Raw genomic sequence first — 22727 nt, forward strand, 5'->3', positions numbered from 1 at the left:
ATTAATACACCTTATATTTGCCCTATTTTGGAGCACAACTTAAGGTGATTTAGTTCCCTCTTGTGCCCTCATTTGTAGCATTTTTGGGTTGATTCTCATTAACCCGTGTCTGTGCAGGTTTATTTGGCTGATCAATATTAGAATTCGATTGTTGTACATCAACCACATTTCCTGCCGCATCACGACGTACAATAGTAGTTTTTGTAGCCGAGTTAGTACTAGCAGGTTTTGGCTGAGTGTTTAGGGTACCACTCGCTGGAGTTGACATTAATAAAGATTCATCAATTCTAGGCAAAGCTGCTGGACGCAATCTAACTTCATATAACTGATTATTGCCACCTTTCATCTCATCTGCCCCCAAATCATTTACCAGTGGGGCATAACTTGAGAACTGCTGTGGCTGAGGTTTAACCGAATCAGGTAACTGCAAATTAATCTGTGTTAATTGCTGAACCGCATCTTCTGAACGTTTGAATGTTCCGTAAGCCAACACATATTGTTCTGCTTGTTGTTCTCCGCTTAAGCGGAAATAAATAAACTTATTACGATCAGTACGACTTTTTAAAAAGTTTTTAATGATGTCTTCATCAGAAGCTCTGAATAACTCAAGCGTCCATTGTTTTTTATTTTCATTAATAAATTTTGTGCCACGAAACTCAGGCTCATGTTCACCTGACGCCACAGTTCGCGTTGTTAAATCCAGTGGACGAACCTCGTCAGCTAAAGCACCTAAGTTAGGAGTGGTTGCAACTTTCTCTGGCTGAATTTGTACAGGTGCATCGGAATCAGCTGACTTTTCAACCTCAACCAGTTTTTTATTATCAGTTATGACCCAAAAAATAAAAGCAAGGAATAAGCAGACAATACCACCAACCAACCAGATATATTGTTGAACATTCTGCCAAAGTGTACGTGATACAGTCATGCTTTACCTTATTTGTTATCCGTGTTGATTCGCCAAAATAGCTTGTTTCATAAGTTCAACATCAAAGTCTTTGGTAATTACAGCTTGCCCAAGTTGTTTTAACAACACCAAACGTAATTGCCCATTAAGAACTTTTTTGTCATGAGCCATATATCCAAGGAAATCATTCAATGGAATTTGTGGACATGATATCGGCAAATTCGCACGTTGAATGATTTTTTTTGTACGTGCCACATCTTCATTTGAGATCCAACCCAAACGTTGTGATAAATCCGCCGCCATAACCATTCCAGTTGCGACAGCTTCACCATGCAACCAAGTTCCATAACCTAGATACGACTCAATCGCATGGCCAAAAGTATGACCTAAGTTAAGTAAAGCACGTTCACCTTGCTCTTTCTCATCATTGGCAACAATACGGGCTTTGTGTGCACATGAACGATAAACAGCCTCTGCTAAAAGGTCAGCATCTCTTGCAACTAGGCCATCCATATTTTCTTCAAGCCAAACCAGGAAATCTTCATCACCCAAAAGTGCATATTTAATTACTTCGGCTAAACCGGCCGAAAGCTCACGTTCTGGCAATGTATTCAATTGTGCCATGTCAGCTAAAACAACTTGTGGTTGCTGAAAAGCACCTAACATATTCTTGCCAAGCGGATGATTAATTCCTGTTTTTCCACCAACACTTGAGTCTACTTGTGAAAGTAAGGTCGTAGGAACCTGTACAAAGTAAACGCCACGTTGGAAACAAGCAGAAGCAAAACCAGCCATATCACCAATGACGCCACCACCTAAAGCTAAAACCGTACAATCGCGGTTAAAACCAGCTTCAAGCAATGCATCAAAAATTAAGTTTAAATGCTGAATATCTTTATACTTTTCGCCATCAGGTAAAATACAGGTCGCAACCGTTTTACCTAGACTTTCCAAAGCTTCCTGATAGTGGCTTAAATATAAAGGCGCAACCGTAACATTACTCACAATCATGACCTGTTGACCATGAATATAAGGCTCTAGTAATTGTTTCGGGTCAAGTTGGCTACCAATGAAAATAGGATAACGGCGTTCGCCTAATTCAACATGTAAAGTTTGCATGAATTTATAAAACCACTAGTCAGTTCGTCTATTTTAACTTGTTCGATAGAATAAGTTGCAAAATCTTTTGGGCAAGATCACGTGCAGCACCTTGATTCGTTTCAATCGTATAGTGTGCAACTTCACGATACAGAGGATCTCTGATCTTTAATAAATCCCGCAATTTTTGTTCAGGATTTTCAACTTGTAATAAAGGTCTATTTTTATCGCGATAGGTTCTTTGTAGTTGTAATTCGACAGGAGTATATAGATAAACAACGATTCCACGTTGCTTTAAAAACTCCCGATTAGGCGCCTGAGTAATAGCACCGCCACCTGTGGCAAGCACTAATGCCTTACGTGAAGTAAGCTCATTTAAAACGACAGTTTCACGCGTACGGAAGCCGACTTCTCCTTCTTTTTCAAAAATCCAGGGAATAGTGGCCCCTGTCTTGCGCTCAATTTCATGATCACTATCTAAAAATTCACGCCCTAATAGTTCTGCTAAATGACGTCCAACGGTTGTTTTTCCTGCCCCCATGGGCCCTACCAAATAAATATTTGGTAGGGTTTCAAACGCTTTGCTTGGCAAGGCGCCACCTATTTCAATTGCTTTCATTAAAAAATATATTAATGATTTCTCGCTAAAGTGTCATTAACAATTCGTGGTGTAACGAAAATCAGCAACTCTTGTTTATCATCAGACTTTACATCTTTTCTAAATAAACGCCCAACAACAGGAATATCACCAAAGAAAGGAACTTTGGTTTGTGAATTCATAGTTGTTTGCTCAAAAACACCACCCAAAATGACAGTTTCGCCATTATCTACCAATACATTGGTGTTGATATTATTTTTATTTAAAATCAACTCTCCATTTGGAGCCGCACCCGCTACAGAATCCTTAGAAATATCCAACTTCATTTGAATCTTGCCATCAGGTGTAATACTTGGTGTCACATTTAAACTCAGCAAAGCATCTTTAAAAGATGTTGTAGCAGTTGAACCTGCTGCAGAGTTAGTTGTAGATTGATATGGAACTTGTTGACCAGTTGCAACTTTTGCTGTTTGTTTATCGGCAGTCATGACTTTAGGGGTAGAAATAACCTCACCATAACCATCCGCTTGTAAAGCAGACAATTCAAGATCTAACATAAAGTCAGACATACTAATCAAGCCAAAAGCAATACTTCCTGCAGGATTAGAAACCCCCAAATCCACATTTAAGTTATCCGGGCGCTCAATCGTATATTTATACCCACCTGTAGTTTCATCTTTTTTAGGTTCGCGTAAATTCCATAAAGTTGTTTCACTACCGCCAACCAGCAAATTGTTGTTATTGGTAATACCTTGCGACAGAATGCCCCACTTCACACCAAGTTCTTTGGTAAATGACGTAGAGGCTCTGACAATACGTGCCTCAACCATAACCTGTTTAACTTGCACATCAAGCAAGTCAATCATTTTACGAATTTGATCAATTGACTGAGCAGTATCATTAATAATAAGAGTATTGGTTCGATCATCTTGAGTAATAGTGCCACGTGGGCTAAGCAAACTCCCCACATTATTGCCTAGACTATCAACTCCAGTATTTAAATTGGTTGAAGTTGAGGTCCCTCCACCAGAAGTATGCTGTAAGCCATTACTATTATTTGAGCCTTGTGTAATGAGACCCATAATATCGCCAGCTTTAGCATACTTCAGTTGAATATACTCAGTCTGTAAGGGTGCAAGTTTGACACTTTGTGCAACAGCTTTCGCTTCTTCTTCTTCCGCTTTAATCAATTCTGCAACTGGAGCAATCCAAATCACATTGCCATTACGGCGTTTATCAAGATTTTTAGTTTTTAAAATAATATCAAGAGCCTGATCCCAAGGTACATCTTTTAAACGTAGTGTGATATTACCTTGTACACTATCGGCAGCTACCATATTGATGCCTGTAAAATCAGCAAGTAATTGCAACACACGGCGTACTTCAATATCTTGGAAGTCTAATGAAAGTTTATTTCCTGAATAATTTGGCGTTTTATATAAAGAGGTAACATTTTTATCTTGGGGACGTTTCAAACTGATCGTGAGCTTATTCTCCGCCTGATAGGCCATATATTCATAGCTACCAGAGGACTGGATAGTTATTACACCAACCCCTTTATCATTATAAGCATCGATACTTGAAACCGGGGTTGCAAAATCATTTACATTTAAGCGACGCGCTAAATGTGTCGGGATTTTTGTACCTATTGTTCTTATAACGACTTTACTACCCTGCTGCTGAACATCTACAGGCGTATTACTTCCTAAAAGATCTACAACAACCAGGCCTTCTCCCTGACTACCACGCTGAAAGCCAATATTTGAAACTCCCTGTGGTTGTGCTGAGACCACAGGTAGCGGCTTATTACTTGTTTGAGCAGAATTAATTTTTAAAATGAAAGTATTGCCTTCGACTCGTGTTGTAAATGCTCCAGCATCTTTTAGGTTTACAGTTAAACGTGAGCGCTGGTCATCTGAAGTAACATCTACAGAACTTGCCTCATTAGTTGCAACACTAATTTTAGACTGTTTTAAACCTTGCTGTGCCTTATCAAAATCAAGGATTAAACGTGAAGGATTTTCAAGTTGGTAAGCTTGTGGTTGTGGTGGCAAGCCATTAAACATGACTCTAATTTCTGTGCCCTGACCTGCAATTTGCATTGGTACAATGTTGGTCATGCTGACCTGTGCAGATGCAGCCTGCATAATCGCAATAGCTACAGCCCCCATAGAAAACTGACGGAATACGTGATTCATTGTCTGACCATCCCCAATTAAATTAAATAATCTTTAAAAATATTTTTTCGTTGTTATTCCCTAAATTTTAGGGTGCAGGCCCAATCAAGACCAATGTTCTTGGTCTTTCGACATAGCCTTCTCGACCATCTGGTACGATTTCAACCAGATCAATCTGGGTTGGACTAATATGGGTAATACGGCCCTGATTCATGCCCATATAGTTACCCACTTGTACCCGTTCAATCTGCTGATCCGGTGTCTGGATCAGGGCCAATATCTGCCCTCGATTATTACGCATGCTCCCTTTCATATTTAAAGCTTCAAGTGCATAACTTTCGAGTGGTTGCGGCGCACGTGAGAAATTCGGATAAACCCGTTTCCCCGCCATAATCTTGAGCTCGGCAGCTAGAGAACTTGGCATAAATGGGCTTTTTAATTGATGAGCAGCGTAATTAAATTGTGGTACAGGAGTAAAAATCGGTGCTGGTTCAATAGGGAGTGGCGGCTGATTACGAATATTGGCCATTTCCTGATTTACTGCATCAATTCTTGAATCACAACCGACAAGCACAGCACACGCCAAAACATAAAGAGTAATTTGCTTAATTTTCATCATAACTCTCCTATTTCGGCTGAACAGTAGTGTTCGTTGAAGCAGATGCTGCTGGAGCTTTGCCTGTTTGCTCCGATGTATCTGTTGCCCCTACGTATCGGTATGTTTTTGCTTTAATGGAATAGTTCAGCACAGGAATATCAGACTTGTTATCTTTAGCTGGCGATACATCAACAGTAAAATCGTGCATGGTTACAATACGAGGCAAAGCAGCGATGCTACTTACAAAAGCTCCAAATGCGTGATAGTCCCCGGTCGCTTCTATGGCAATTGGTTGCTCAATAAAAATTTCCTGCTTTACTTCATCTTCCAAGCGAATATTTTTAAATTTCAATCCAGAGTTCACTCCTGTTAAGTTGATATCTTCAACTAAACTCGGAATCTCAGTTTCTTTTGGTAACTGCTCTAGTTGCTGGTTGAAATTTGCCTGCATCTCTTGAAGTTGCACCTGATACTGTTGCAGGTTACGTAATTTCGAGTCTTTTTCACGAAATTCGTTTAATAAATTGCTTTCCTGAGCTTGAGCATTATCAATAGCTTGTAATTTCGGTTGAATAACAATGAAATACCCCAAAGCTAACACAGCAAAGAAAATAAAAATCCAACACGTAATTTTTACAGATATTGGCCAACTACCGTAGTTGTTCATATCCAGCGTATTAAATTGCTGAAGGAATTTATCGAGATTAAATTTCTTTTTCTTTGCAGATAATTGTTCTAATGACAATTCTTGAAGTTCGTCTTGACTCATTTAGCAGCCCCCACACTTTCACCTGTAGATGGCTTAGCAGAATCATCCGTTGTGGCCACGCCCATTTCCCCCAAATCGACAGTCACAACAAAACTACCATAGTGGTCTTCCACCCTAGGAAGAAGAGAACTTGCAGCCTTATCTTTTTTCTCTTCATTAGCCAAGAAAGAGTTCATAAAAGCATTACGATACCAAGGAGATGCTTCAAGATTACGGAGTAGTTCGGCTACTGTATTTGGACTCTCAGCTTTACCTTCAATCGTAAACTTATCTCCGGTTCGGCTAAATTTCGTTAAATACATAGCTGGTGGTGTGACTCGAACTAACTCATCAACAAGTCTTACCACTACTGGACGTTGACTCTGCAAACCTTGGATCAACTTCATGCGTTCAATAATGGCATCACGCTGTTCCTGTAAGCCGTTTAATGTTTTTAATTGCTGATCAAGGTTCTGATTTGTGCTCATAATGAGCTGATTCGCTTGCTCTTGATCATCTAATTTATGGTCAAAATAAAACCATCCCCCAAATACGGTTGTAATCCCCAAAACAACCACCCCAAAACATAACGTTATGAATTGTTTTTTTCGTTGCTCCCTCAGCTCTTCGCGCCAAGGCAGTAAATTAATTGTTGCCATTAATCAAAACTCCTTAAAGCCAAGCCACATGCCACCATTAAAGATGAAGCATCATTTTCAATTTTTTGAACATCGACTTGAGGAGAAAAGCCCATTTGTAAAAACGGGTTGGCAATCGTGACACGGTAGCCCAATTTTTGCTGCAAAAGCTTAGCAAGGCCTGGAATATTCGCATTTCCACCAGCGAGCAAAATATGGTCTATTTCGTTAAATTGGGATGAAGAAAAGAAAAATTGTAGTGAACGGGCCGCCTGCTGAACTACCGCATCTAGAAATGGGTCTAGCACTTCAATTTCATAATCATCTGGTAAAGAGCGATCTTTTTTTGCTCGGCTTGCTTCTTCTAAAGACAAACCATAACGACTTTGAATTTCAAGCGTAAGTTGTTTTCCGCCGAAAACCTGCTCTCGTGTATAAATAATCTTGCCATTTTGCATGACAGATAATGTCGTCATGGTATGACCGATATCTAAAATCCCTATGGTATTTGCACCCATCGGTAAGCTATCAGCAAACACGCTAAAAGCGCGCTCAACCGCGTAACTTTCGACATCAGCCAATTTAGGATTTAAATCTGCCAATTCAAGCACTTCAACGCGTGTTTCAACGTTTTCTGTTCTTGTGGCGACCAAGAGCACATTTACACGATTTGGATTCGCAAGACGATCCGGCAAAACCTCAAAATCAAGGCTCACCTCATCTAAAGGGAACGGTATATACTGCTCCGCATCTACACGAATCTGAACTTCGCGTTCGTCATCGCTCATATCTGCATCCATTTCGATAGTTTTATGAATAACCGTCGATGTCGGAACAGCAATTGCAGCATGAGTGGTTTGGGGATTTGCTAAATTCATCGCCCGTTCCAAAGCCTCTGCAACTGCTTCTGGATTTAAGATATTTTTTTCAACTACACTGTTTTCGGGTAAAGGCATCAAAGCATAGCTTTCTACCCAATATTTACCGTTCTTGACAGAGAGCTCTAACAACTTAACAGAAGTCGAACTAATATCGACACCCATTAACCCCTTATTAGGTTTACGATATAACCTGAGCACACTATTGTCCTATTATTTTTTTATCCCCAAAAAAAATTACAAACCAATAATCTCGGTCTTTATTTTTACACGGATACAATATCTCATCTAACAATCCGCATGTCTAAAGGCTATACTGACCACAATTAGTTTGTATTCGATCTTATTAAAGCTTACTTATCATGAAAAAGCTATCCAGTTTGGGCTTCGTACGTCCAATTTTTTTGATCATTATTATTATCTTAGTCTCACTTCCGATGGGATTCTATGGCATGTATCTCTATATTGCCCCAACGCTTCCGGAAATGAGTTCACTAAAAAAAGCACCGCTTTTAAAACCATTGCAAGTCTATACAGCCGACAATCAACTCATTGCTGAATACGGTGGTAAACTTTCTATTCCGGTTGAATACAAACAAATTCCTCCTAATTTTATTCATGCATTCCTGGCAGCAGAAGATTCTTCTTTCTTTGAACATAGCGGCATTAGTTTTAAAGGTTTAGGCCGTGCTTTGAGTGAAAGTGTTACGGGTTCTGATGTACAAACTGGTGGTTCAACCATCACGATGCAAGTCGCAAAGAACTATTATTTAAGTCCAGAAAGAACATTAAAACGCAAACTAACAGAAATCTTTTTGGCTAGAAAAATTGAGCAAAACTTATCTAAAGAAGACATCTTAAGCCTCTATGTAAATAAGATTTTCTTAGGTAAAAATGCTTACGGTATCGCAGCGGCTGCAAAGATTTACTACAACAAAAGCATTAATGAGCTCAGCATTGCCCAAATGGCCATGATTGCCGGCTTGCCTAAAGCACCATCTAAATATAATCCAGTTGTTAACCCTGAGCGTGCACTTGAACGTCGCAACTGGATTTTAGGCCGAATGCTTCAACTTGGTTATATCTCTCAAACGGAATATCAAAAGGCCGTTGCAGAGCCAATCAATTTGAATATGCCCAACCGTGACCTAAATAATATTCACCCCTACGCAGGTGAAATGGTCCGCTCAGAGCTTGTAAAACATTTTGGTGAACAAGCAATTGATTCTGGTTATAAAGTCTACACAACAATTAATGCGAAACGCCAAGCGATTGCAGAAAAAGCTGTGCAGGACGGTCTTGAAGCTTATGACCGTCGTCATGGCTGGCGTGGTGCAGAAGCACATGATAAGCCATTAAGCGAATTTAGAGCATATGCCAACACTTATCCGGCGCAAGTCACCAAGGTAAATAGCAGCTCTTTTGAAGCATTAATGCAAGATGGCTCAACAGTAACCGTGCAATGGTCCGGCATGTCATGGGCCCGTCCCTATCGCAATGCGAATAGCGTAGGTGCAGCGCCTTCTCGTGCATCTCAAATTGTTAAAGTTAAAGATATTGTTCGTTTACGCCCAAATGAAGCTAAAACTGCGTGGTCACTAGTTCAAGTACCAAAAGTTCAAGGTCAGCTCATTGCAATTAACCCAAACGATGGCTCAATTGAAGCAATTGTAGGTGGTTATAATTTCTATCAATCAAAATTTAACCGTGCTTTACAAGGCTGGCGTCAGCCAGGTTCTACCATCAAACCATTCCTCTATGCTTTAGCATTAGAACGTGGCATGACACCTTATAGTATGGTGAATGATAGCCCTATTACGATTGGCAAGTGGACACCGAAAAACTCTGATGGTCGCTACCTAGGCATGATCCCATTACGTCGTGCTTTGTATTTGTCTCGTAATACGGTTTCAGTAAGACTCTTACAAACTGTAGGAATTGAACGTACTCGCCAATTATTCATGGATTTTGGTTTACAAGAGGATCAAATTCCACGTAACTACACCATTGCTTTAGGTACGCCTCAAGTATTACCAATTCAAATGGCAACTGGTTATGCAACATTTGCAAACGGTGGTTACCGCGTTCAACCGCATTTTATTCAGCGTATTGAAGATGCATACGGTAAAGTCATTTACGAAGCCAAGCCAGAATATGCATGTATTCCATGTATTAATGCTCCTGAGACAATTGACGATGCACAGGTAACTACTCCAGATGATCAAGTTGTTGAAGTCACAAATAAAGAGCTAGAGCAGAAAGAAAAGGCAACCAAACAACTTAACCTTAAACAGACGGACAAAAATAACAGTCAATATCGTCAAGCTCAGCGCATTTTAAAATCAAGCTCTGCTTATGACATGGCAAATATCTTACGTGACGTAATTGAGCATGGTACAGGTCGTGCTGCACTTAAAATTGGCCGTAGTGATTTAGGAGGTAAAACAGGTACGACTAACGATGCAAAAGATGCATGGTTTGCAGGTTTTAATGGCAAGTTAGTAACTGTAACATGGGTTGGTTTTGACCAGCCGACTACACTTGGTCGCCGTGAGTATGGTGGTATTGCTGCACTACCAATCTGGATTAACTTTATGGGTCAAGCATTGCAAGGTACACCAGCCGCTTGGGTTCGTTTAGAAAAAGATGCTCAGGCACCTATTTCTCGCGATAAGCAAGAAGTCACAAATGAAGTAGGCGATAAGAAAACCTATCGTGCTGCCCCTCCATTAGCACGCCCACTCTATCGTCCTGCACCACCACAACCTAAAACCACCAATAATGACTTCGATGACTTACCGGGTGAGGAAATTGTGATTCCTTCCAAGACAACACCTCCAGCAATGAAACCTTCGCAAGGGGCAGCGCCGAAGCGTGAAAAAGATGAATTAGAAAACTTGATTAATCAAATTGAATAAAAATAAAAAAGCCATCGTTAGATGGCTTTTTTATTACGCTTTTGAAAAAGATAAATTTGAAAAGATGCGGTCACTTGTAAGTGTGCTTTCTGTTCTAATTGCATACGACGTTCTGGAGATGCCTTATAAGCATAGGGAGTCATAGCAATAAGGTTTTTTAAAGCTTGCTGGTCAAGTACTAAAGGAGCATCAATAACTTGCTGTTCTTTCAACTCAAATAAATCTTGTAGTTGTTCAACAAATTTCTGTGGTGTGTGAGGATTAACCTGTTCAAACAATGCCTCACGCATCGCATACAAATGATCGGTTGCCGGAGTCACAACAATTAAATAACCATCATCTTTTAAAACACGCAGAATTTCCGTTTGGGGAATCGGGCTAAAAAGGCTCGTACACACATCCATGCTTTGATCGATGACAGGTAAAGTTGCTCCTGTACCAACCACCCATGTCACTTTGTCATTTAACTTTGCTGCGCGTTGTACTGCATTTTTTGCAATATCTACACCTATACACTGTTCAACGACCTGTTGCATTGCACTGGTGTAATAGCCCTCACCACAGCCAATATCAAGTACCATTTTAGCTTTAAGATCTTTCAGCAAATGAACTACTGCTTGTTGTAAAGGTTGATAATAGCCACCTTGTAAAAAAGCACGGCGCGCATCTACAGACTCAGGAGTATCTCCCGGATTTTTACTATGTTTGTGCTGTACAACATGTAAGTTCACATAACCTTGCTTTGCAATGTCATAGCTATGGCCCTGTTCACACCGCCATGTTTTGCTTACCAGCTCAAGTCGTTGACGACACACAGGGCACATTAAATTTTGCGTAGTCACGTTTAATTATTCTCTTGTTCTTTTTGTTGTAAATAAGCCTTAGCGTGCATTCCAACAAATGTACGGCCTGCATTTGTTCCCTTAATCCATTCATCTACTTCAAACAAATCAAATAAGCCCACTTTAACTAAAGTTGGAATTGCGATCTTCAACTCTTGTTCAATTTGCCCTCTTTGCCCCGCATTATAGAGTTCAATATTATGCAGCATCGTCGCGACAGTTCCCGTTTGCACCTGACTTCCATCTTTAAGCACAACTTGAGGTAAGACTTCGCCCTCTCCAACTACTTTTTGATTAATTACAGATAATTGGTCTAGACCAGCAACTTTTGTCATTTACCTCTCCAATAAAAAAAGCCAGTAGAAACTGGCTTTATATTGACACCAAAATAAGTTCTAGCGCAATTTTAAGGTCATTAGGCCTAAAACAACCAGCATAATCGTAATAATCCAAAAACGGATGACCACTTGGGTTTCTTTCCAGCCTTGTTTTTCATAGTGATGGTGCAAAGGTGCCATCAAAAATACGCGTTTATTCCGCATTCGTAATGAGCCGATTTGCAGGAATACCGATACCGCTTCCATAACGAAAACACCGCCCATAATTGCGAATACGATTTCTTGGCGAACCATAACGGCAATGGTTCCAAGCATTGCACCTAGAGCTAAAGCGCCCACATCACCCATAAAGACTTGCGCCGGATGTGCGTTATACCAAAGAAATGCCAAACCTGCACCAATCATGGCAGAACAGATCACCACAAGTTCTGAAGTGTATTTCACATAAGGAATATGCAAATAGTTGGCAAAACGAATGTCACCAGATAAATACGCAAATACGCCTAAGCCCGTCGCTACCATAACTACTGGCATAATGGCTAAACCATCTAATCCATCAGTTAGGTTAACCGCATTAGAGGCACCATTAATTACTAAATAGGTAAATACAATAAATGCTAAACCTAAAGGAACAATAGAAAGCGGAATTGAAAGATTCTTAAAGAAAGGAATCAATAAATCCAGCATATTTGCTGTGTATTCTGCATTAGATTGTTGGGTAGCAATTAAATATAACGCAATACCAGCACCCAGCGATGCGACAGAAGTCCAGAAAAACTTCTTACGGGCAGGTAGACCTGCATTATCTTTATAGCGAATTTTAATCCAGTCATCTGCCCAGCCAACCGCACCGAACACAACCATTACACCAAGTACAATCCAAACATAAGGGTTAGATAAATCAGCCCACAATAAAGTACTAATACCAATTGAGAGCAGAATTAAAATCCCACCCATGGTCGGTGTACCCATTTTCTTAGCATGATTTTCAGGAGCAAACGAACTTACTGCCTGACCGTATTTTAACGCTTGTAATTTACGAATCATGATTGGTCCGAGAACCAAACCAATGGTCAGTGACGTTAATACACTGAGTAAAGAACGTAATGTTAAATAACGAACAACCTGAAACGAACTGTGATAGCCCGCAAGTTGTTCAAACAACCATAACAGCATTTAAAGTTTCTCCATCAAATCAGCCATCAACGTTTCCATATGAGTAAAGCGAGAACCTTTAAACAGGAAACTCATGGACTGGGGTTGATGTGTTTGGATTAGATTGATTAAAAATGGAAGCGCCTCAGCTTGAGTCTGAAATGCTTTCAATTTAGTAGAATGAAGACCTGCGCCTTCGAGAGCTGCTGAGGCAAACTGCCCAACTGCAATAATATGGTCTAAAGGAAGCTCAGCAAGATCGCGACCTAAATCGTGATGTTCTTGCCAACTTCTATCACCTAACTCCCCAATATCCCCCATCACCATGACTTTAATGCCATTTTGCTGAAGTAATACTTGTGCCGCAGCACGCATAGATGTTGGATTGGCGTTATAAGTATCATCAATAAATAAATGAGGCGCTTTTTGAATAAAATTCAAACGACCTTTTGCACCTTGTGCTTGCTCTAGACCTTTTACGATATCTTCCAAGCTAACACCTAACGCCAAAGCAAATGCTACTGCTGCAGTTGCGTTTTGCACATTGTGCTCACCCGCAAACGGCAGTCTTACAAAACTTGAACCTTGAGGCGTATGTAACTGGAAATTGGCAGATTGTGGCAACAATTCAATCTCTGTAGCAAAGACATCACCACCAGCACCAAAGCTCATGATTTGATGGCTTTTGGCTGCTTCACGAATCTCAGCGGTAAAGTCATCTTGTTGCGGAACAATAGCAACGCCCTGAGGTAAAATATGACGATAGATTTCTGATTTAGCACGGCAAATGCCATCACGCCCGCCGAACTCACCCAAATGAGCAGTTCCAATATTTAAAATGCCAGCAACATGCGGTTGAACAAGTTTTGATGTGTAATCAATTTCACCTTGATGATTTGCACCAAGTTCCATCACCGCATACTGATGCTCCTTTCGAAGCTCAAGCAACATCATCGGCACACCAAGGTCATTATTTAAATTGCCTCGGGTAATCAATGTAGGTGCTAAACGAGACAAAATACTTCCTAGCATTTCTTTGGTGGTGGTTTTACCACTACTACCCGTTAAAGCAATTACTTTCAATTGAGCATTTTGTTCACGACGATACGCACCAAGCTGCCCCAAAGCCAAACGAGTATCGGCAACTACAAGCTGAGCAATTTCTGCATCTATAGGCCGCTCGACAATAGCGACTTGGCAACCATTTGCAGCCACTTGCGCGACAAAATTATGCGCGTCGAAACGTTCACCTTTTAGTGCTAAAAAGGCATCCCCACTTTCTGCATGACGCGAGTCAGTCAAAATACGTTTAATTTCAGTTTGAGGGATCTGGTCTTTATGCCAGTAACCCTGTGTTGCCTGTTGTAATTGTTGAGCTGTCCACGGTTCCAAAGGCACGGTACTGGTGGTTGAAGTATGCATAATTTTTCCTATTGTGCAGGGTAAGCAGCATCTACCGTATGATGTTGGGCATCAATCGCGGAACGCACTTCAACCACATCATCAAACCAGTGACGCACACCATTAATTTCTTGATAATTTTCATGTCCTTTACCGGCAATCACTACAATGTCACCAGCTTGAGCTTGCTCTGCAACAAATTTAATTGCTTCACGGCGGTCATGAATTTCATGCATACGATGCCCTGAAAAATCGATTCCTTGCTTCATATCAGCAAAAATTTGTTCAGGGTCTTCTGTTCTTGGATTATCTGAAGTCAGAATAACAGGGTTTGCGCCATCCAAAGCTGCTTGAGTCATGAGTGGACGCTTACCACGGTCACGGTCACCACCACATCCAAACACCGCCCAAAGCTGATTCGAAACATGACGCTTTAATGTTTTAAGCACTTGAATCAATGCATCTGGTGTATGCGCATAATCCACTACAAATAATCGCTCATCATCACGAATAACTTGCATTCGGCCTGGCGCACCAATTAGTTTAGGAACAAAATTAACCAATGCCTGTAAATCGAAACCAGCTTGCTCAGCAGCGATGAGTGCGGCAATTAAATTTTCAACATTGAAATGACCTAATAATGGACTTTCTACCGCAAATGAACCTTGCTGACTTACTAAATTAAAAGTTGCACCCGCCAAGCTATAGCTTAAATCGGTAATGTAATAATCAGCTGTATTTTGAGTTAGTGAGTAAGTCAAAATTTTAGGTTGTGCTGGATTATTTTGGGCAGACTTAATCATCAAGTCAGCATGCGTATCATCTAAATTAATAACAGCGACTTTTAACGAATTAAACTGAAATAAACGCGCCTTCGCTTCTGCATAAGCTTCTAAAGTGCCGTGATAATCCAAATGGTCACGACTTAAGTTGCTATAAACAGCAATTTCAATATCGCAACCATTTAATCGCCCCTGTTCAAGACCATGTGAACTTGCTTCTAAAGAAGCAAAGGTTGCTCCCTGTTTAGCATAATCATGTAGTGCATTTTGTAACTGTAGAGCGTCGAGGGTAGTATGCGTAGAAGGCGTTAAATTCGGTAAAATACCATTCCCTGTTGTCCCCATCACTGCACAGCGCTGCTGTTGTGAACTAATTAACTCAGCAATTAAACGAGAAATTGTTGTTTTACCATTTGTGCCTGTTACAGCAATAACTCGTAGAGGTTTTACTACATTAGCCTGTTGCAAATAACGTTTTTGCCACTCTCCCATGCGCTGACGCACAACAGGGCATACCCATTCATTTGCTACACCTAATTCGGTTTCGCTAATGACAGCCAACGCTCCATTTGCTAAAGCCGCTTCAGCAAATGTACGCGTTTTTTCAGGCTGGCTATAACTTGTCAAAGCAATAAAAATTTGGCCCGTTTCAACTTTACGACTATCTAAACTAAAGCCGTGAAATGGCTGTTGAGGCCATTGAGCATCAATTTCGATCGGATGAATTTCTTGAAAAGAAACAGTCATAGCTTACCTGCGAATAGGATTTTCTGGAGTATTAAGTGGCTTATCAAGCGGCACATTCATTAAGCGCAACGACTCTTGCATAATACGAGCAAAAACTGGAGCGGCAACCAAACCACCGTAATAGCGACCTTGTGGGTTTTCCACCACTACAATAACGGCTAAACGTGGATCACTAATTGGTGCGACACCCGCAAATAAGGCACGATACTCATTATTTGAATATCCTTTACCATCTGCACGCAATTTATGTGCAGTACCTGTTTTACCACCTACCCTATAACCAGGAATATTGGCTTGTTTTGCAGTACCACCCGGCATAGTCACTTGTTCAAGCATTAACAAAACTTGATCGGCAATTTTCGGATTTAAAACTTGCTCACCTTTAGGTGGCTGATCTAGTTTATGCAAGCTTAATGGCATTTTGACACCATGATTTGCAAGCATGGCATAACCTTGAGCCAATTGAAGGATTGTCGCGTTTAAGCCATAACCATATGCCATGGTCCCAATTTGAGAAGAGTTTAATTTATTAACAGGTAAAACCAGACCTGAACTTTCCCCAGGGAACCTTACTGCAGAACGCTTACCAAAACCAACACGATTAAAGAAGCTCGGCAAGGTTTCTTTCGGAAGTGATAATGCAATTTTTGCAGAACCCACGTTTGAAGACTTAATAATGACACCACTTACGGTCAAAGCCCCGTAGTTATGGGTATCACGAATAGTATGCCAGCCTAAACGCATTGAGCCAGGAGAGGTATTTACAATCGTATTTGGCGTATATTGACCAGTTTCTAAAGCTGCAGAAATAGTAAAAGGTTTCATGGTTGAACCTGGCTCGAACATATCGATCGCACCACGGTTACGCATAGCATCTTTATTTGATAAGCCATTCTTATCATTCGGGTTATAAGATGGCCAACTGGTCATTGCCAGAATTTCACCCGTTTTAACATCAACTGCAATCGCCGTTGCTGAACGCGCATTGTTAGCCACACCTGCAGCCGTTAATTCACGGTACATAATGTACTGCAAACGTGAGTCGATACTTAAAGTGATATTTTCACCAGGTTCACCCTCACGAATTACCTCAGAAACTTTTAAACGGTTACCACGCTTATCGCGAATAATTTTTTGCTCACCGTCTACACCTGACAGTTGCTTATTCAACTGCATTTCCAAGCCTTCGATACCTTGACCTTCACTATTGGTCAAACCAATAATTTGGGCATTTGGCTGAGGTTGCGGGTAATAACGTTTATAAGTTTTTTCTGCATACACCCCTTGGAAATTACCTTTCATAATGAGGTCAGCTTGCTGAGGAGGTACTTCTTTTTTCAAAACCAGATAGCGAGAACGCGGACGCGCATTCATCTGTTTTTTAAGATCAGCACGATCAACACCCACCACGTCGGCAAGTTCATCAAGATTTAAATTTTTATCTGGTAACTGGCGTTTTAATTTACGGTTGTTTGGATCTTGTTTTAGTTCAGCCGTAATTTGATCATATAAATGCTTGGTCTCAAAATAATCACGCGGATCAATCACAATTTTCATGATTGGACTACTAATCGCTAAAGGTACACCGTGGCGATCACTAATCACTCCACGCATAGCCTCTATACGTTCAGTACGCAAAATATTGGCATTGGCCTTATTTTGCAAAAAGTCTTTATTAATGACTTGAACATAAAATGCACGTGCAATTAATACCACAAAACACAGTAGCACTACCGCCCAGAGCAGATAAAACCGCCACATATCAAAGGCAAGACTTGGTTTTTCCGAAATAGACTGCTGTTTTTTTCGTGTTTGCTTTGTTCGCTTATCTACCATACAGCAAGGCCTTACTTATTTTGCTCTGAGGTCATCGGTAAAGAAATTACCACCGTTTCTGCAGCAGGTGGCGAAAACATTCGTAATTGTGTCACAGCACGTGTACCAATTTGAGCAGTCGCACCAAATGTTTGTTGCTCAATCAATAAACGCCCCCATTCAGCATTGAGGTCATCACGTTCACGCATATAAGAGCTTAACTCTCTATAATCATGACGGTATTCAAATACTTGAAATACCACCATCATGGCACTGATAAAAACCAATGCCACCATGACTGCATATACCACAACTTTTTTGACCACTTTATTTTCTGTGGTTTCGATTTCATCACTGCTTTTCATTACGCGCCTTTTTGTTCCAAGCGTTCAGCAACCCGAAGCCATGCACTACGTGAACGTGGATTCGCTTTTACTTCTTCTTCACTCGCACGAACCCGTGAAATTTTCTTTAATCTTCTCGTATCAACCTGCTGTTGAGGCATCCCCCAACCAGAATCTTCTGCTAGAGTTGATTCTTTTTGAATAAACTGTTTGATCAACCGATCTTCAAGCGAATGGAAGCTGATCACAGACAAACGCCCTTTTGGCTTAAGCAAGTCTACAGCTTGCGGTAAAAATACTTCAATATCATCTAGTTCTTTGTTAATAGCAATACGGATTGCCTGAAACGTACGTGTCGCCGGATGTTTATGCTTTTCCCATTTTGGATGGGCTGTTTTTACTATTTCAGCCAATTGCGCCGTAGTATCCAATTTTCCGGCCTGTTTAATTGCTCTAGCAATACGGCGACTATATCGTTCTTCACCATATTGATAAATGATATTTGCCAAATCTTCCTCTTCTACCTCAAGTAACCATTCGGCAGCAGTCAATCCCTTCGAGTTATCCATACGCATATCTAACGGGCCATCTTGCATAAAGCTAAAGCCGCGTTCAGCCTGGTCGAGTTGAGGAGAGGACACACCTAAGTCTGCCATAATTCCATCGACACTTTGCACCCCAATTTCCTGCATTTTTTCCTTAATATCAGCAAAACTTGCATGAATAATCGTAAATCTTGGATCTTCTTGCGCTAAAGCAGTCGCAACTTCCAGAGCTTGAGGGTCTTTATCAAAAGCATATACTCGGGCGTTTTCATCGAGTTTCGACAATAACAAGCGCGTATGCCCACCTCGTCCAAAGGTTGCATCGATATACACCCCAGTTGTGCGATCTGCCAATAAGCTTTCAACGGTCTCAAAAAGTAAGACAGAAATATGCGACATAGGAGTTAAATCATAGCGTAAAAATGTAACTGCACATTATCACCTTGTTTATGGCTAACACCAAACGGCTTTTTGTAGGAAAATATTAATTTTTCATAGAGAAAACCGTTTTCTTTTCATTTTTTAAGCAAAACAAAAAAGCAAGCTCACCTTTTCAGGCTCACTTGCTTCACTATAAAAAAGTAAACTAATTTTTAAACTTCTACTCTACCAATATTTTATCTACTGCTTTCCATCATAAATCTGATCAAAGATGGCTCCATTGGCAAAATGGGTTTTCTGAGCTTTTGCCCAACCGCCAAAAACATCATTGATCGTAAATAATTTAATTTTTGGGAATTGTGCTGCATATTTAGCAGCAACTTGAGGATTACGAGGACGGAAATAGTGTTTAGCAGCCAACTCTTGACCTAAAGGTGAGTATAAAAAGTTGAGATAACCTTTTGCCAAAGTACGGTTACCGTCTTTGTCGACTGTTTTGTCAACAATGGCAACAGATGGTTCTGCCAAAATTGAAATTGATGGGTAAACAATTTCATATTTATCTTTATCGAGACCTTTCGTTGCCAATAATGCTTCATTTTCCCAAGAAAGTAGAACATCTCCAATTCCACGCTCAGCAAATGTAGTAAGCGAGCCTCGCGCTCCCGAATCTAACACCTTAACGTTGTGATAAAGTTTTTTAACCAGCTCTTTGGCTTTAGCGTCATTTCCACCCGGCTGCTTTAAAGCATATCCCCATGCAGAAAGATAAATCCAACGCGGTGCTCCACCCGTTTTCGGATTAGGTGTAATAATTTCAACACCAGGTTTGGTTAAATCATTCCAATCACGAATATTTTTCGGATTGCCTTTTCGTACTAAAAACACAACTGTAGAGGTATACGGTGCAGAATTATTAGGGAATTCTTTTTGCCAGTTTGGCTGGATAAAGCCTGCTTTTACAATTTCATCAACATCATTGGCTAAGGCTAAGGTCACCACATCTGCCTCAAGACCAGTTGCTACAGCGCGAGCCTGTTTACCTGAGCCTCCATGGGATTGTTTAAAATCCACGTCCTGTCCGGTACGTTGTTTCCAGAACTTTCCAAATGCCTGATTATATTCCTGATAAAACTCTCGAGTTGGGTCATAAGAAACATTTAAAAATGTAGTCGCCGCCTGCACAGCACTTACTGCCAACCCCATATACGTAGCGACTGCAATTCTTGCTATTCTTTTCATTTATAAAAACCACTTTTACTTTTAACGTCTACTATATTTTTATTTTTTTAGTTTTCAATCAAATAGTTATATAAATAAATGTTTTACTAATCACTTTAAAAGATATAGTTAACTCTAATTTTTCCTTCTCCTTTTTGAAAAGTTTTGTAATTATTCTTATAGTTTATTTATACTCTTCACTTTATCTACACATTAATTTGTTAAATAATGAGACGTAATGGATACACATAGGCTACATTTAAAGGTACCAGCGTAAAATAAAGGTATTTTTTGTAAAAAGTGTGACATAGTTCTACTTTTTTATTAAAATTTATGTTTGAATCGTAGCGTTACCGTAATTTTACATTTGGTTAAACTCAAAAAATAGACGAAATGTACTGAGGGGATGAACAGAAAATGAAAATTCATTATGGAAAAGCTTTAGGCTTGGGTTTGGTGCTTAGTTTTGCATCGCAACTATCTACAGCAGCCGTACTGAAAGATACACCAAGTAAAAGTCTTTCAGATAAACAGTCTTCACTTATTGAAAAAGCTTTAGATCAGCAAAAACGTAACACTATTGTACTTCCATCAACAGATGATGAGTTAAAAGTACTTAATACTATCCGTGTTACACCAACTCAAAACTTTCTTGCAGCACAGCATGAACGTTTTTCACGTTTTGTTCAGGCAATCTTCCAGCCACACACTTCTTAATATTTGAAACGACCCCTCATCGTTTCAATTTCAGCCCAGACTGTCGTTAAATAAAACGTCAGAATACTGGGCTTTTTCGTTATAATAGTTCCAATTTTTATTTTGACCCATTAACTATGAAAGTTCGTACTCGTATTGCACCTTCTCCTACCGGTTTCCCACATGTTGGTACTGCCTACATCGCCCTATTCAATATGTGTTTTGCGAAACAGCATGGCGGGGAATTTATTTTAAGAATTGAAGATACAGACCAGCTTCGCTCTACGCCAGAATCTGAAAAAATGATTTTAGACTCTCTACGCTGGTTAGGCTTAAATTGGTCTGAAGGTCCGGATGTAGGTGGTCCTCACGCTCCTTACCGCCAATCAGAGCGCATGGGAATTTATAAGCAATACGCATTAGAACTTGTTGAAAAAGGTCATGCTTTTTATTGTTTTGCTACAGCAGAAGAACTTGACCAAATGCGTGCCGAGCAGCAAGCTCGTGGCGAAACGCCAAAATACGATGGTCGTGGTTTAAAGCTGTCTCAAGAAGAAGTAGCTCGACGTCTTGAAGCGGGTGAACCTCATGTTATCCGTATGAAAGTGCCTGAAGAAGGCGTGTGTAAATTTAACGACTTACTCCGTGGGGAAGTTGAAATTCCTTGGGCACAAGTCGATATGCAAGTGCTTCTTAAAACAGATGGTTTACCAACCTACCATTTAGCTAACGTTGTTGATGACCATTTAATGGAAATCACCCATGTATTACGTGGTGAAGAATGGCTTCCATCTGCACCGAAGCATCAGTTGCTTTACCAATACTTTGGTTGGGAAATGCCAACGCTTTGCCATATGCCATTACTTCGTAATCCGGATAAATCGAAGTTATCTAAACGCAAAAACCCGACCTCAATTAACTACTACCGTGATATCGGCGTTCTACCAGAAGCCTTACTCAACTATTTAGGCCGTATGGGTTGGTCAATGCCGGATGAAAGAGAAGTTTTCACATTACAAGACATGATGGATAACTTTGATATTCAACGCGTATCACTAGGTGGGCCAATTTTTGACGTTGAAAAACTCAATTGGTTAAATGGTCAATGGATTAAAGGGTTAACCCCAGGACAACTATTAGACCGTTTATTGACATGGAAAAGTGATCGCAGCACTTTAGAAGACATTGCTGCCGCTATTCAACCACGTATTAATTTACTTTCTGAAGCTGTAAATTGGGCTGGTTTCTACTTTAACCATATGCCACAAATTACGGCTGAAATGTTTGAAAGTAAAAAATTGACTCAAGAGCAAGTTCGTCAAAGTTTACAATTCGCAATTTGGCGTCTTGAAAGTCAGTTTACTTGGAATAACGACACAGTTAGTCAAACTTTAATGGATTTGGCAAATCAGATGGGCATTAAATTACGTGACTTCATGCCAACGTTCTTTATTGCAATTGCTGGCTCAACAAGTTCAACACCAGTTATGCAGTCAATGGTTACGCTTGGCCCTGACTTAACCTTTGCTCGCTTACGACATGCACTAGAAATTGTAGGTGCACCGAGTAAAAAAGAGGTAAAAAACTGGGAAAAGCTTAATGAAAGTTTAAAATTGCCGAAAAATGAAGCAACTAGCGAAGCTTAATTCATTTTTTTATTGACGTGTGAGCGCATTCACCCTAATATTGCGCTCACACAAACTGGGGTCATAGCTCAGTTGGTAGAGCGCTACAATGGCATTGTAGAGGTCAGCGGTTCGATCCCGCTTGGCTCCACCAAGCTCCTTTGTGTTTGCCTCATCAAGTCCCTATCGTCTAGAGGCCTAGGACATCGCCCTTTCACGGCGGTAACCGGGGTTCGAATCCCCGTAGGGACGCCATTTTCTATTTTAAAAATTCCTTT

At 40.4% G+C, this 22727-nt stretch carries 20 protein-coding genes and 2 tRNA genes; 5 read left to right on the forward strand and 17 right to left on the reverse strand.

Annotated elements, in window-relative coordinates; translation table 11 throughout:
* Nucleotides 1-49 precede the first annotated feature (49 nt).
* The 8 genes from NQ782_RS06020 to NQ782_RS06055 all read right to left on the reverse strand — a co-directional run bounded on the left by NQ782_RS06020 (nucleotide 50) and on the right by NQ782_RS06055 (nucleotide 7840).
* Nucleotides 50-925, reverse strand: coding sequence for a hypothetical protein (locus NQ782_RS06020; protein WP_004745382.1), 876 nt, complete (start codon nucleotides 923-925; stop codon nucleotides 50-52).
* A 15-nt stretch (nucleotides 926-940) separates the two neighbouring features.
* Complete coding sequence (gene aroB / locus NQ782_RS06025; RefSeq protein WP_057094658.1) at nucleotides 941-2023, reverse strand: 3-dehydroquinate synthase; 1083 nt, start codon at nucleotides 2021-2023, stop codon at nucleotides 941-943.
* 28 nt (nucleotides 2024-2051) lie between these two features.
* Complete coding sequence (gene aroK / locus NQ782_RS06030; protein ID WP_000643712.1) at nucleotides 2052-2621, reverse strand: shikimate kinase AroK; 570 nt, start codon at nucleotides 2619-2621, stop codon at nucleotides 2052-2054.
* Nucleotides 2622-2632: 11 nt separating this feature from the next.
* On the reverse strand, nucleotides 2633-4798 hold the full coding sequence (gene pilQ / locus NQ782_RS06035) for a type IV pilus secretin PilQ family protein (protein WP_001017033.1): 2166 nt from the start codon (nucleotides 4796-4798) through the stop codon (nucleotides 2633-2635).
* Nucleotides 4799-4865: 67 nt separating this feature from the next.
* The gene (locus NQ782_RS06040; RefSeq protein ID WP_000695065.1) at nucleotides 4866-5393 is read right to left on the reverse strand and encodes a pilus assembly protein PilP; all 528 of its coding nucleotides are present in this window, start codon (nucleotides 5391-5393) and stop codon (nucleotides 4866-4868) included.
* 10 nt (nucleotides 5394-5403) lie between these two features.
* On the reverse strand, nucleotides 5404-6144 hold the full coding sequence (locus NQ782_RS06045) for a type 4a pilus biogenesis protein PilO (RefSeq protein WP_000076101.1): 741 nt from the start codon (nucleotides 6142-6144) through the stop codon (nucleotides 5404-5406).
* Nucleotides 6141-6782 carry a PilN domain-containing protein gene (locus NQ782_RS06050; protein ID WP_000201223.1) on the reverse strand — a complete coding sequence of 214 codons (642 nt, stop codon included), beginning with the start codon at nucleotides 6780-6782 and terminating at the stop codon, nucleotides 6141-6143. Before NQ782_RS06050 ends, NQ782_RS06045 begins: the two co-directional genes overlap by 4 nt.
* A complete protein-coding gene (locus tag NQ782_RS06055) occupies nucleotides 6782-7840 on the reverse strand; it encodes a pilus assembly protein PilM (protein WP_002014066.1) in 1059 nt (352 codons plus the stop codon). The genes NQ782_RS06050 and NQ782_RS06055 overlap by 1 nt, the downstream gene beginning before the upstream one ends.
* A gap of 161 nt (nucleotides 7841-8001) precedes the next feature.
* Between NQ782_RS06055 and ponA the strand changes: the two genes are divergently transcribed.
* Complete coding sequence (gene ponA, locus NQ782_RS06060) at nucleotides 8002-10557, forward strand: penicillin-binding protein PBP1a (protein WP_057094660.1); 2556 nt, start codon at nucleotides 8002-8004, stop codon at nucleotides 10555-10557.
* Nucleotides 10558-10574: 17 nt separating this feature from the next.
* Here ponA and NQ782_RS06065 read toward each other — a convergent pair whose 3' ends face one another.
* The 9 genes from NQ782_RS06065 to NQ782_RS06105 form a co-directional block, all read right to left on the reverse strand.
* The gene (locus NQ782_RS06065; protein WP_002019666.1) at nucleotides 10575-11399 is read right to left on the reverse strand and encodes a putative RNA methyltransferase; all 825 of its coding nucleotides are present in this window, start codon (nucleotides 11397-11399) and stop codon (nucleotides 10575-10577) included.
* Between the two features lie 2 nt (nucleotides 11400-11401).
* Nucleotides 11402-11734 (reverse strand): hypothetical protein, encoded by a 333-nt coding sequence (locus NQ782_RS06070; RefSeq protein WP_057094662.1) that lies wholly within the window; start codon nucleotides 11732-11734, stop codon nucleotides 11402-11404.
* 60 nt (nucleotides 11735-11794) lie between these two features.
* Nucleotides 11795-12913, reverse strand: a complete 1119-nt coding sequence (gene mraY / locus NQ782_RS06075) for a phospho-N-acetylmuramoyl-pentapeptide-transferase (protein WP_000928089.1) — start codon at nucleotides 12911-12913, stop codon at nucleotides 11795-11797.
* Nucleotides 12914-14314, reverse strand: a complete 1401-nt coding sequence (murF, locus tag NQ782_RS06080; RefSeq protein ID WP_057094664.1) for a UDP-N-acetylmuramoyl-tripeptide--D-alanyl-D-alanine ligase — start codon at nucleotides 14312-14314, stop codon at nucleotides 12914-12916. It abuts the gene before it with no gap.
* Between the two features lie 8 nt (nucleotides 14315-14322).
* On the reverse strand, nucleotides 14323-15822 hold the full coding sequence (locus NQ782_RS06085) for a UDP-N-acetylmuramoyl-L-alanyl-D-glutamate--2,6-diaminopimelate ligase (RefSeq protein WP_057094666.1): 1500 nt from the start codon (nucleotides 15820-15822) through the stop codon (nucleotides 14323-14325).
* A 3-nt stretch (nucleotides 15823-15825) separates the two neighbouring features.
* Complete coding sequence (gene ftsI, locus NQ782_RS06090; RefSeq protein WP_000227936.1) at nucleotides 15826-17658, reverse strand: penicillin-binding protein PBP3; 1833 nt, start codon at nucleotides 17656-17658, stop codon at nucleotides 15826-15828.
* An 11-nt stretch (nucleotides 17659-17669) separates the two neighbouring features.
* Complete coding sequence (gene ftsL / locus NQ782_RS06095) at nucleotides 17670-18002, reverse strand: cell division protein FtsL (protein WP_000842465.1); 333 nt, start codon at nucleotides 18000-18002, stop codon at nucleotides 17670-17672.
* Complete coding sequence (gene rsmH / locus NQ782_RS06100; RefSeq protein WP_000018350.1) at nucleotides 18002-18925, reverse strand: 16S rRNA (cytosine(1402)-N(4))-methyltransferase RsmH; 924 nt, start codon at nucleotides 18923-18925, stop codon at nucleotides 18002-18004. The genes ftsL and rsmH overlap by 1 nt, the downstream gene beginning before the upstream one ends.
* A 222-nt stretch (nucleotides 18926-19147) precedes the next feature.
* Complete coding sequence (locus tag NQ782_RS06105; RefSeq protein ID WP_057094668.1) at nucleotides 19148-20149, reverse strand: sulfate ABC transporter substrate-binding protein; 1002 nt, start codon at nucleotides 20147-20149, stop codon at nucleotides 19148-19150.
* A gap of 396 nt (nucleotides 20150-20545) precedes the next feature.
* Between NQ782_RS06105 and NQ782_RS06110 the strand changes: the two genes are divergently transcribed.
* From NQ782_RS06110 to NQ782_RS06125, 4 genes are all read left to right on the forward strand, one after another.
* Nucleotides 20546-20845: a hypothetical protein gene (locus NQ782_RS06110; protein WP_000690903.1), complete on the forward strand. Its 300-nt coding sequence runs from the start codon at nucleotides 20546-20548 to the stop codon at nucleotides 20843-20845.
* Nucleotides 20846-20961: 116 nt separating this feature from the next.
* Complete coding sequence (gene gltX / locus NQ782_RS06115) at nucleotides 20962-22470, forward strand: glutamate--tRNA ligase (protein ID WP_000868422.1); 1509 nt, start codon at nucleotides 20962-20964, stop codon at nucleotides 22468-22470.
* A 57-nt stretch (nucleotides 22471-22527) separates the two neighbouring features.
* Nucleotides 22528-22603 (forward strand) — tRNA-Ala (locus NQ782_RS06120).
* Between the two features lie 25 nt (nucleotides 22604-22628).
* Nucleotides 22629-22704 (forward strand) — tRNA-Glu (locus NQ782_RS06125).
* The last annotated feature ends 23 nt before the right edge of the window (nucleotides 22705-22727 follow it).

This window comes from Acinetobacter sp. BD54 (assembly GCF_044778325.1).
Taxonomy (GTDB): domain Bacteria; phylum Pseudomonadota; class Gammaproteobacteria; order Pseudomonadales; family Moraxellaceae; genus Acinetobacter; species Acinetobacter baumannii.

Bases quoted from the DNA above. Each gene is read 5' to 3' on its own strand.
- ftsL (WP_000842465.1), bottom strand. From the start codon at position 18,002: ATGAAAAGCAGTGATGAAATCGAAACCACAGAAAATAAAGTGGTCAAA.
- NQ782_RS06040 (WP_000695065.1), bottom strand. From the start codon at position 5,393: ATGAAAATTAAGCAAATTACTCTTTATGTTTTGGCGTGTGCTGTGCTT.
- gltX (WP_000868422.1), top strand. From the start codon at position 20,962: ATGAAAGTTCGTACTCGTATTGCACCTTCTCCTACCGGTTTCCCACAT.
- rsmH (WP_000018350.1), bottom strand. From the start codon at position 18,925: ATGTCGCATATTTCTGTCTTACTTTTTGAGACCGTTGAAAGCTTATTG.
- murF (WP_057094664.1), bottom strand. From the start codon at position 14,314: ATGCATACTTCAACCACCAGTACCGTGCCTTTGGAACCGTGGACAGCT.
- pilQ (WP_001017033.1), bottom strand. From the start codon at position 4,798: ATGAATCACGTATTCCGTCAGTTTTCTATGGGGGCTGTAGCTATTGCG.
- aroB (WP_057094658.1), bottom strand. From the start codon at position 2,023: ATGCAAACTTTACATGTTGAATTAGGCGAACGCCGTTATCCTATTTTC.
- NQ782_RS06105 (WP_057094668.1), bottom strand. From the start codon at position 20,149: ATGAAAAGAATAGCAAGAATTGCAGTCGCTACGTATATGGGGTTGGCA.
- NQ782_RS06020 (WP_004745382.1), bottom strand. From the start codon at position 925: ATGACTGTATCACGTACACTTTGGCAGAATGTTCAACAATATATCTGG.
- NQ782_RS06085 (WP_057094666.1), bottom strand. From the start codon at position 15,822: ATGACTGTTTCTTTTCAAGAAATTCATCCGATCGAAATTGATGCTCAA.
- NQ782_RS06045 (WP_000076101.1), bottom strand. From the start codon at position 6,144: ATGAGTCAAGACGAACTTCAAGAATTGTCATTAGAACAATTATCTGCA.
- ponA (WP_057094660.1), top strand. From the start codon at position 8,002: ATGAAAAAGCTATCCAGTTTGGGCTTCGTACGTCCAATTTTTTTGATC.
- mraY (WP_000928089.1), bottom strand. From the start codon at position 12,913: ATGCTGTTATGGTTGTTTGAACAACTTGCGGGCTATCACAGTTCGTTT.
- aroK (WP_000643712.1), bottom strand. From the start codon at position 2,621: ATGAAAGCAATTGAAATAGGTGGCGCCTTGCCAAGCAAAGCGTTTGAA.
- NQ782_RS06110 (WP_000690903.1), top strand. From the start codon at position 20,546: ATGAAAATTCATTATGGAAAAGCTTTAGGCTTGGGTTTGGTGCTTAGT.
- NQ782_RS06050 (WP_000201223.1), bottom strand. From the start codon at position 6,782: ATGGCAACAATTAATTTACTGCCTTGGCGCGAAGAGCTGAGGGAGCAA.
- NQ782_RS06070 (WP_057094662.1), bottom strand. From the start codon at position 11,734: ATGACAAAAGTTGCTGGTCTAGACCAATTATCTGTAATTAATCAAAAA.
- ftsI (WP_000227936.1), bottom strand. From the start codon at position 17,658: ATGGTAGATAAGCGAACAAAGCAAACACGAAAAAAACAGCAGTCTATT.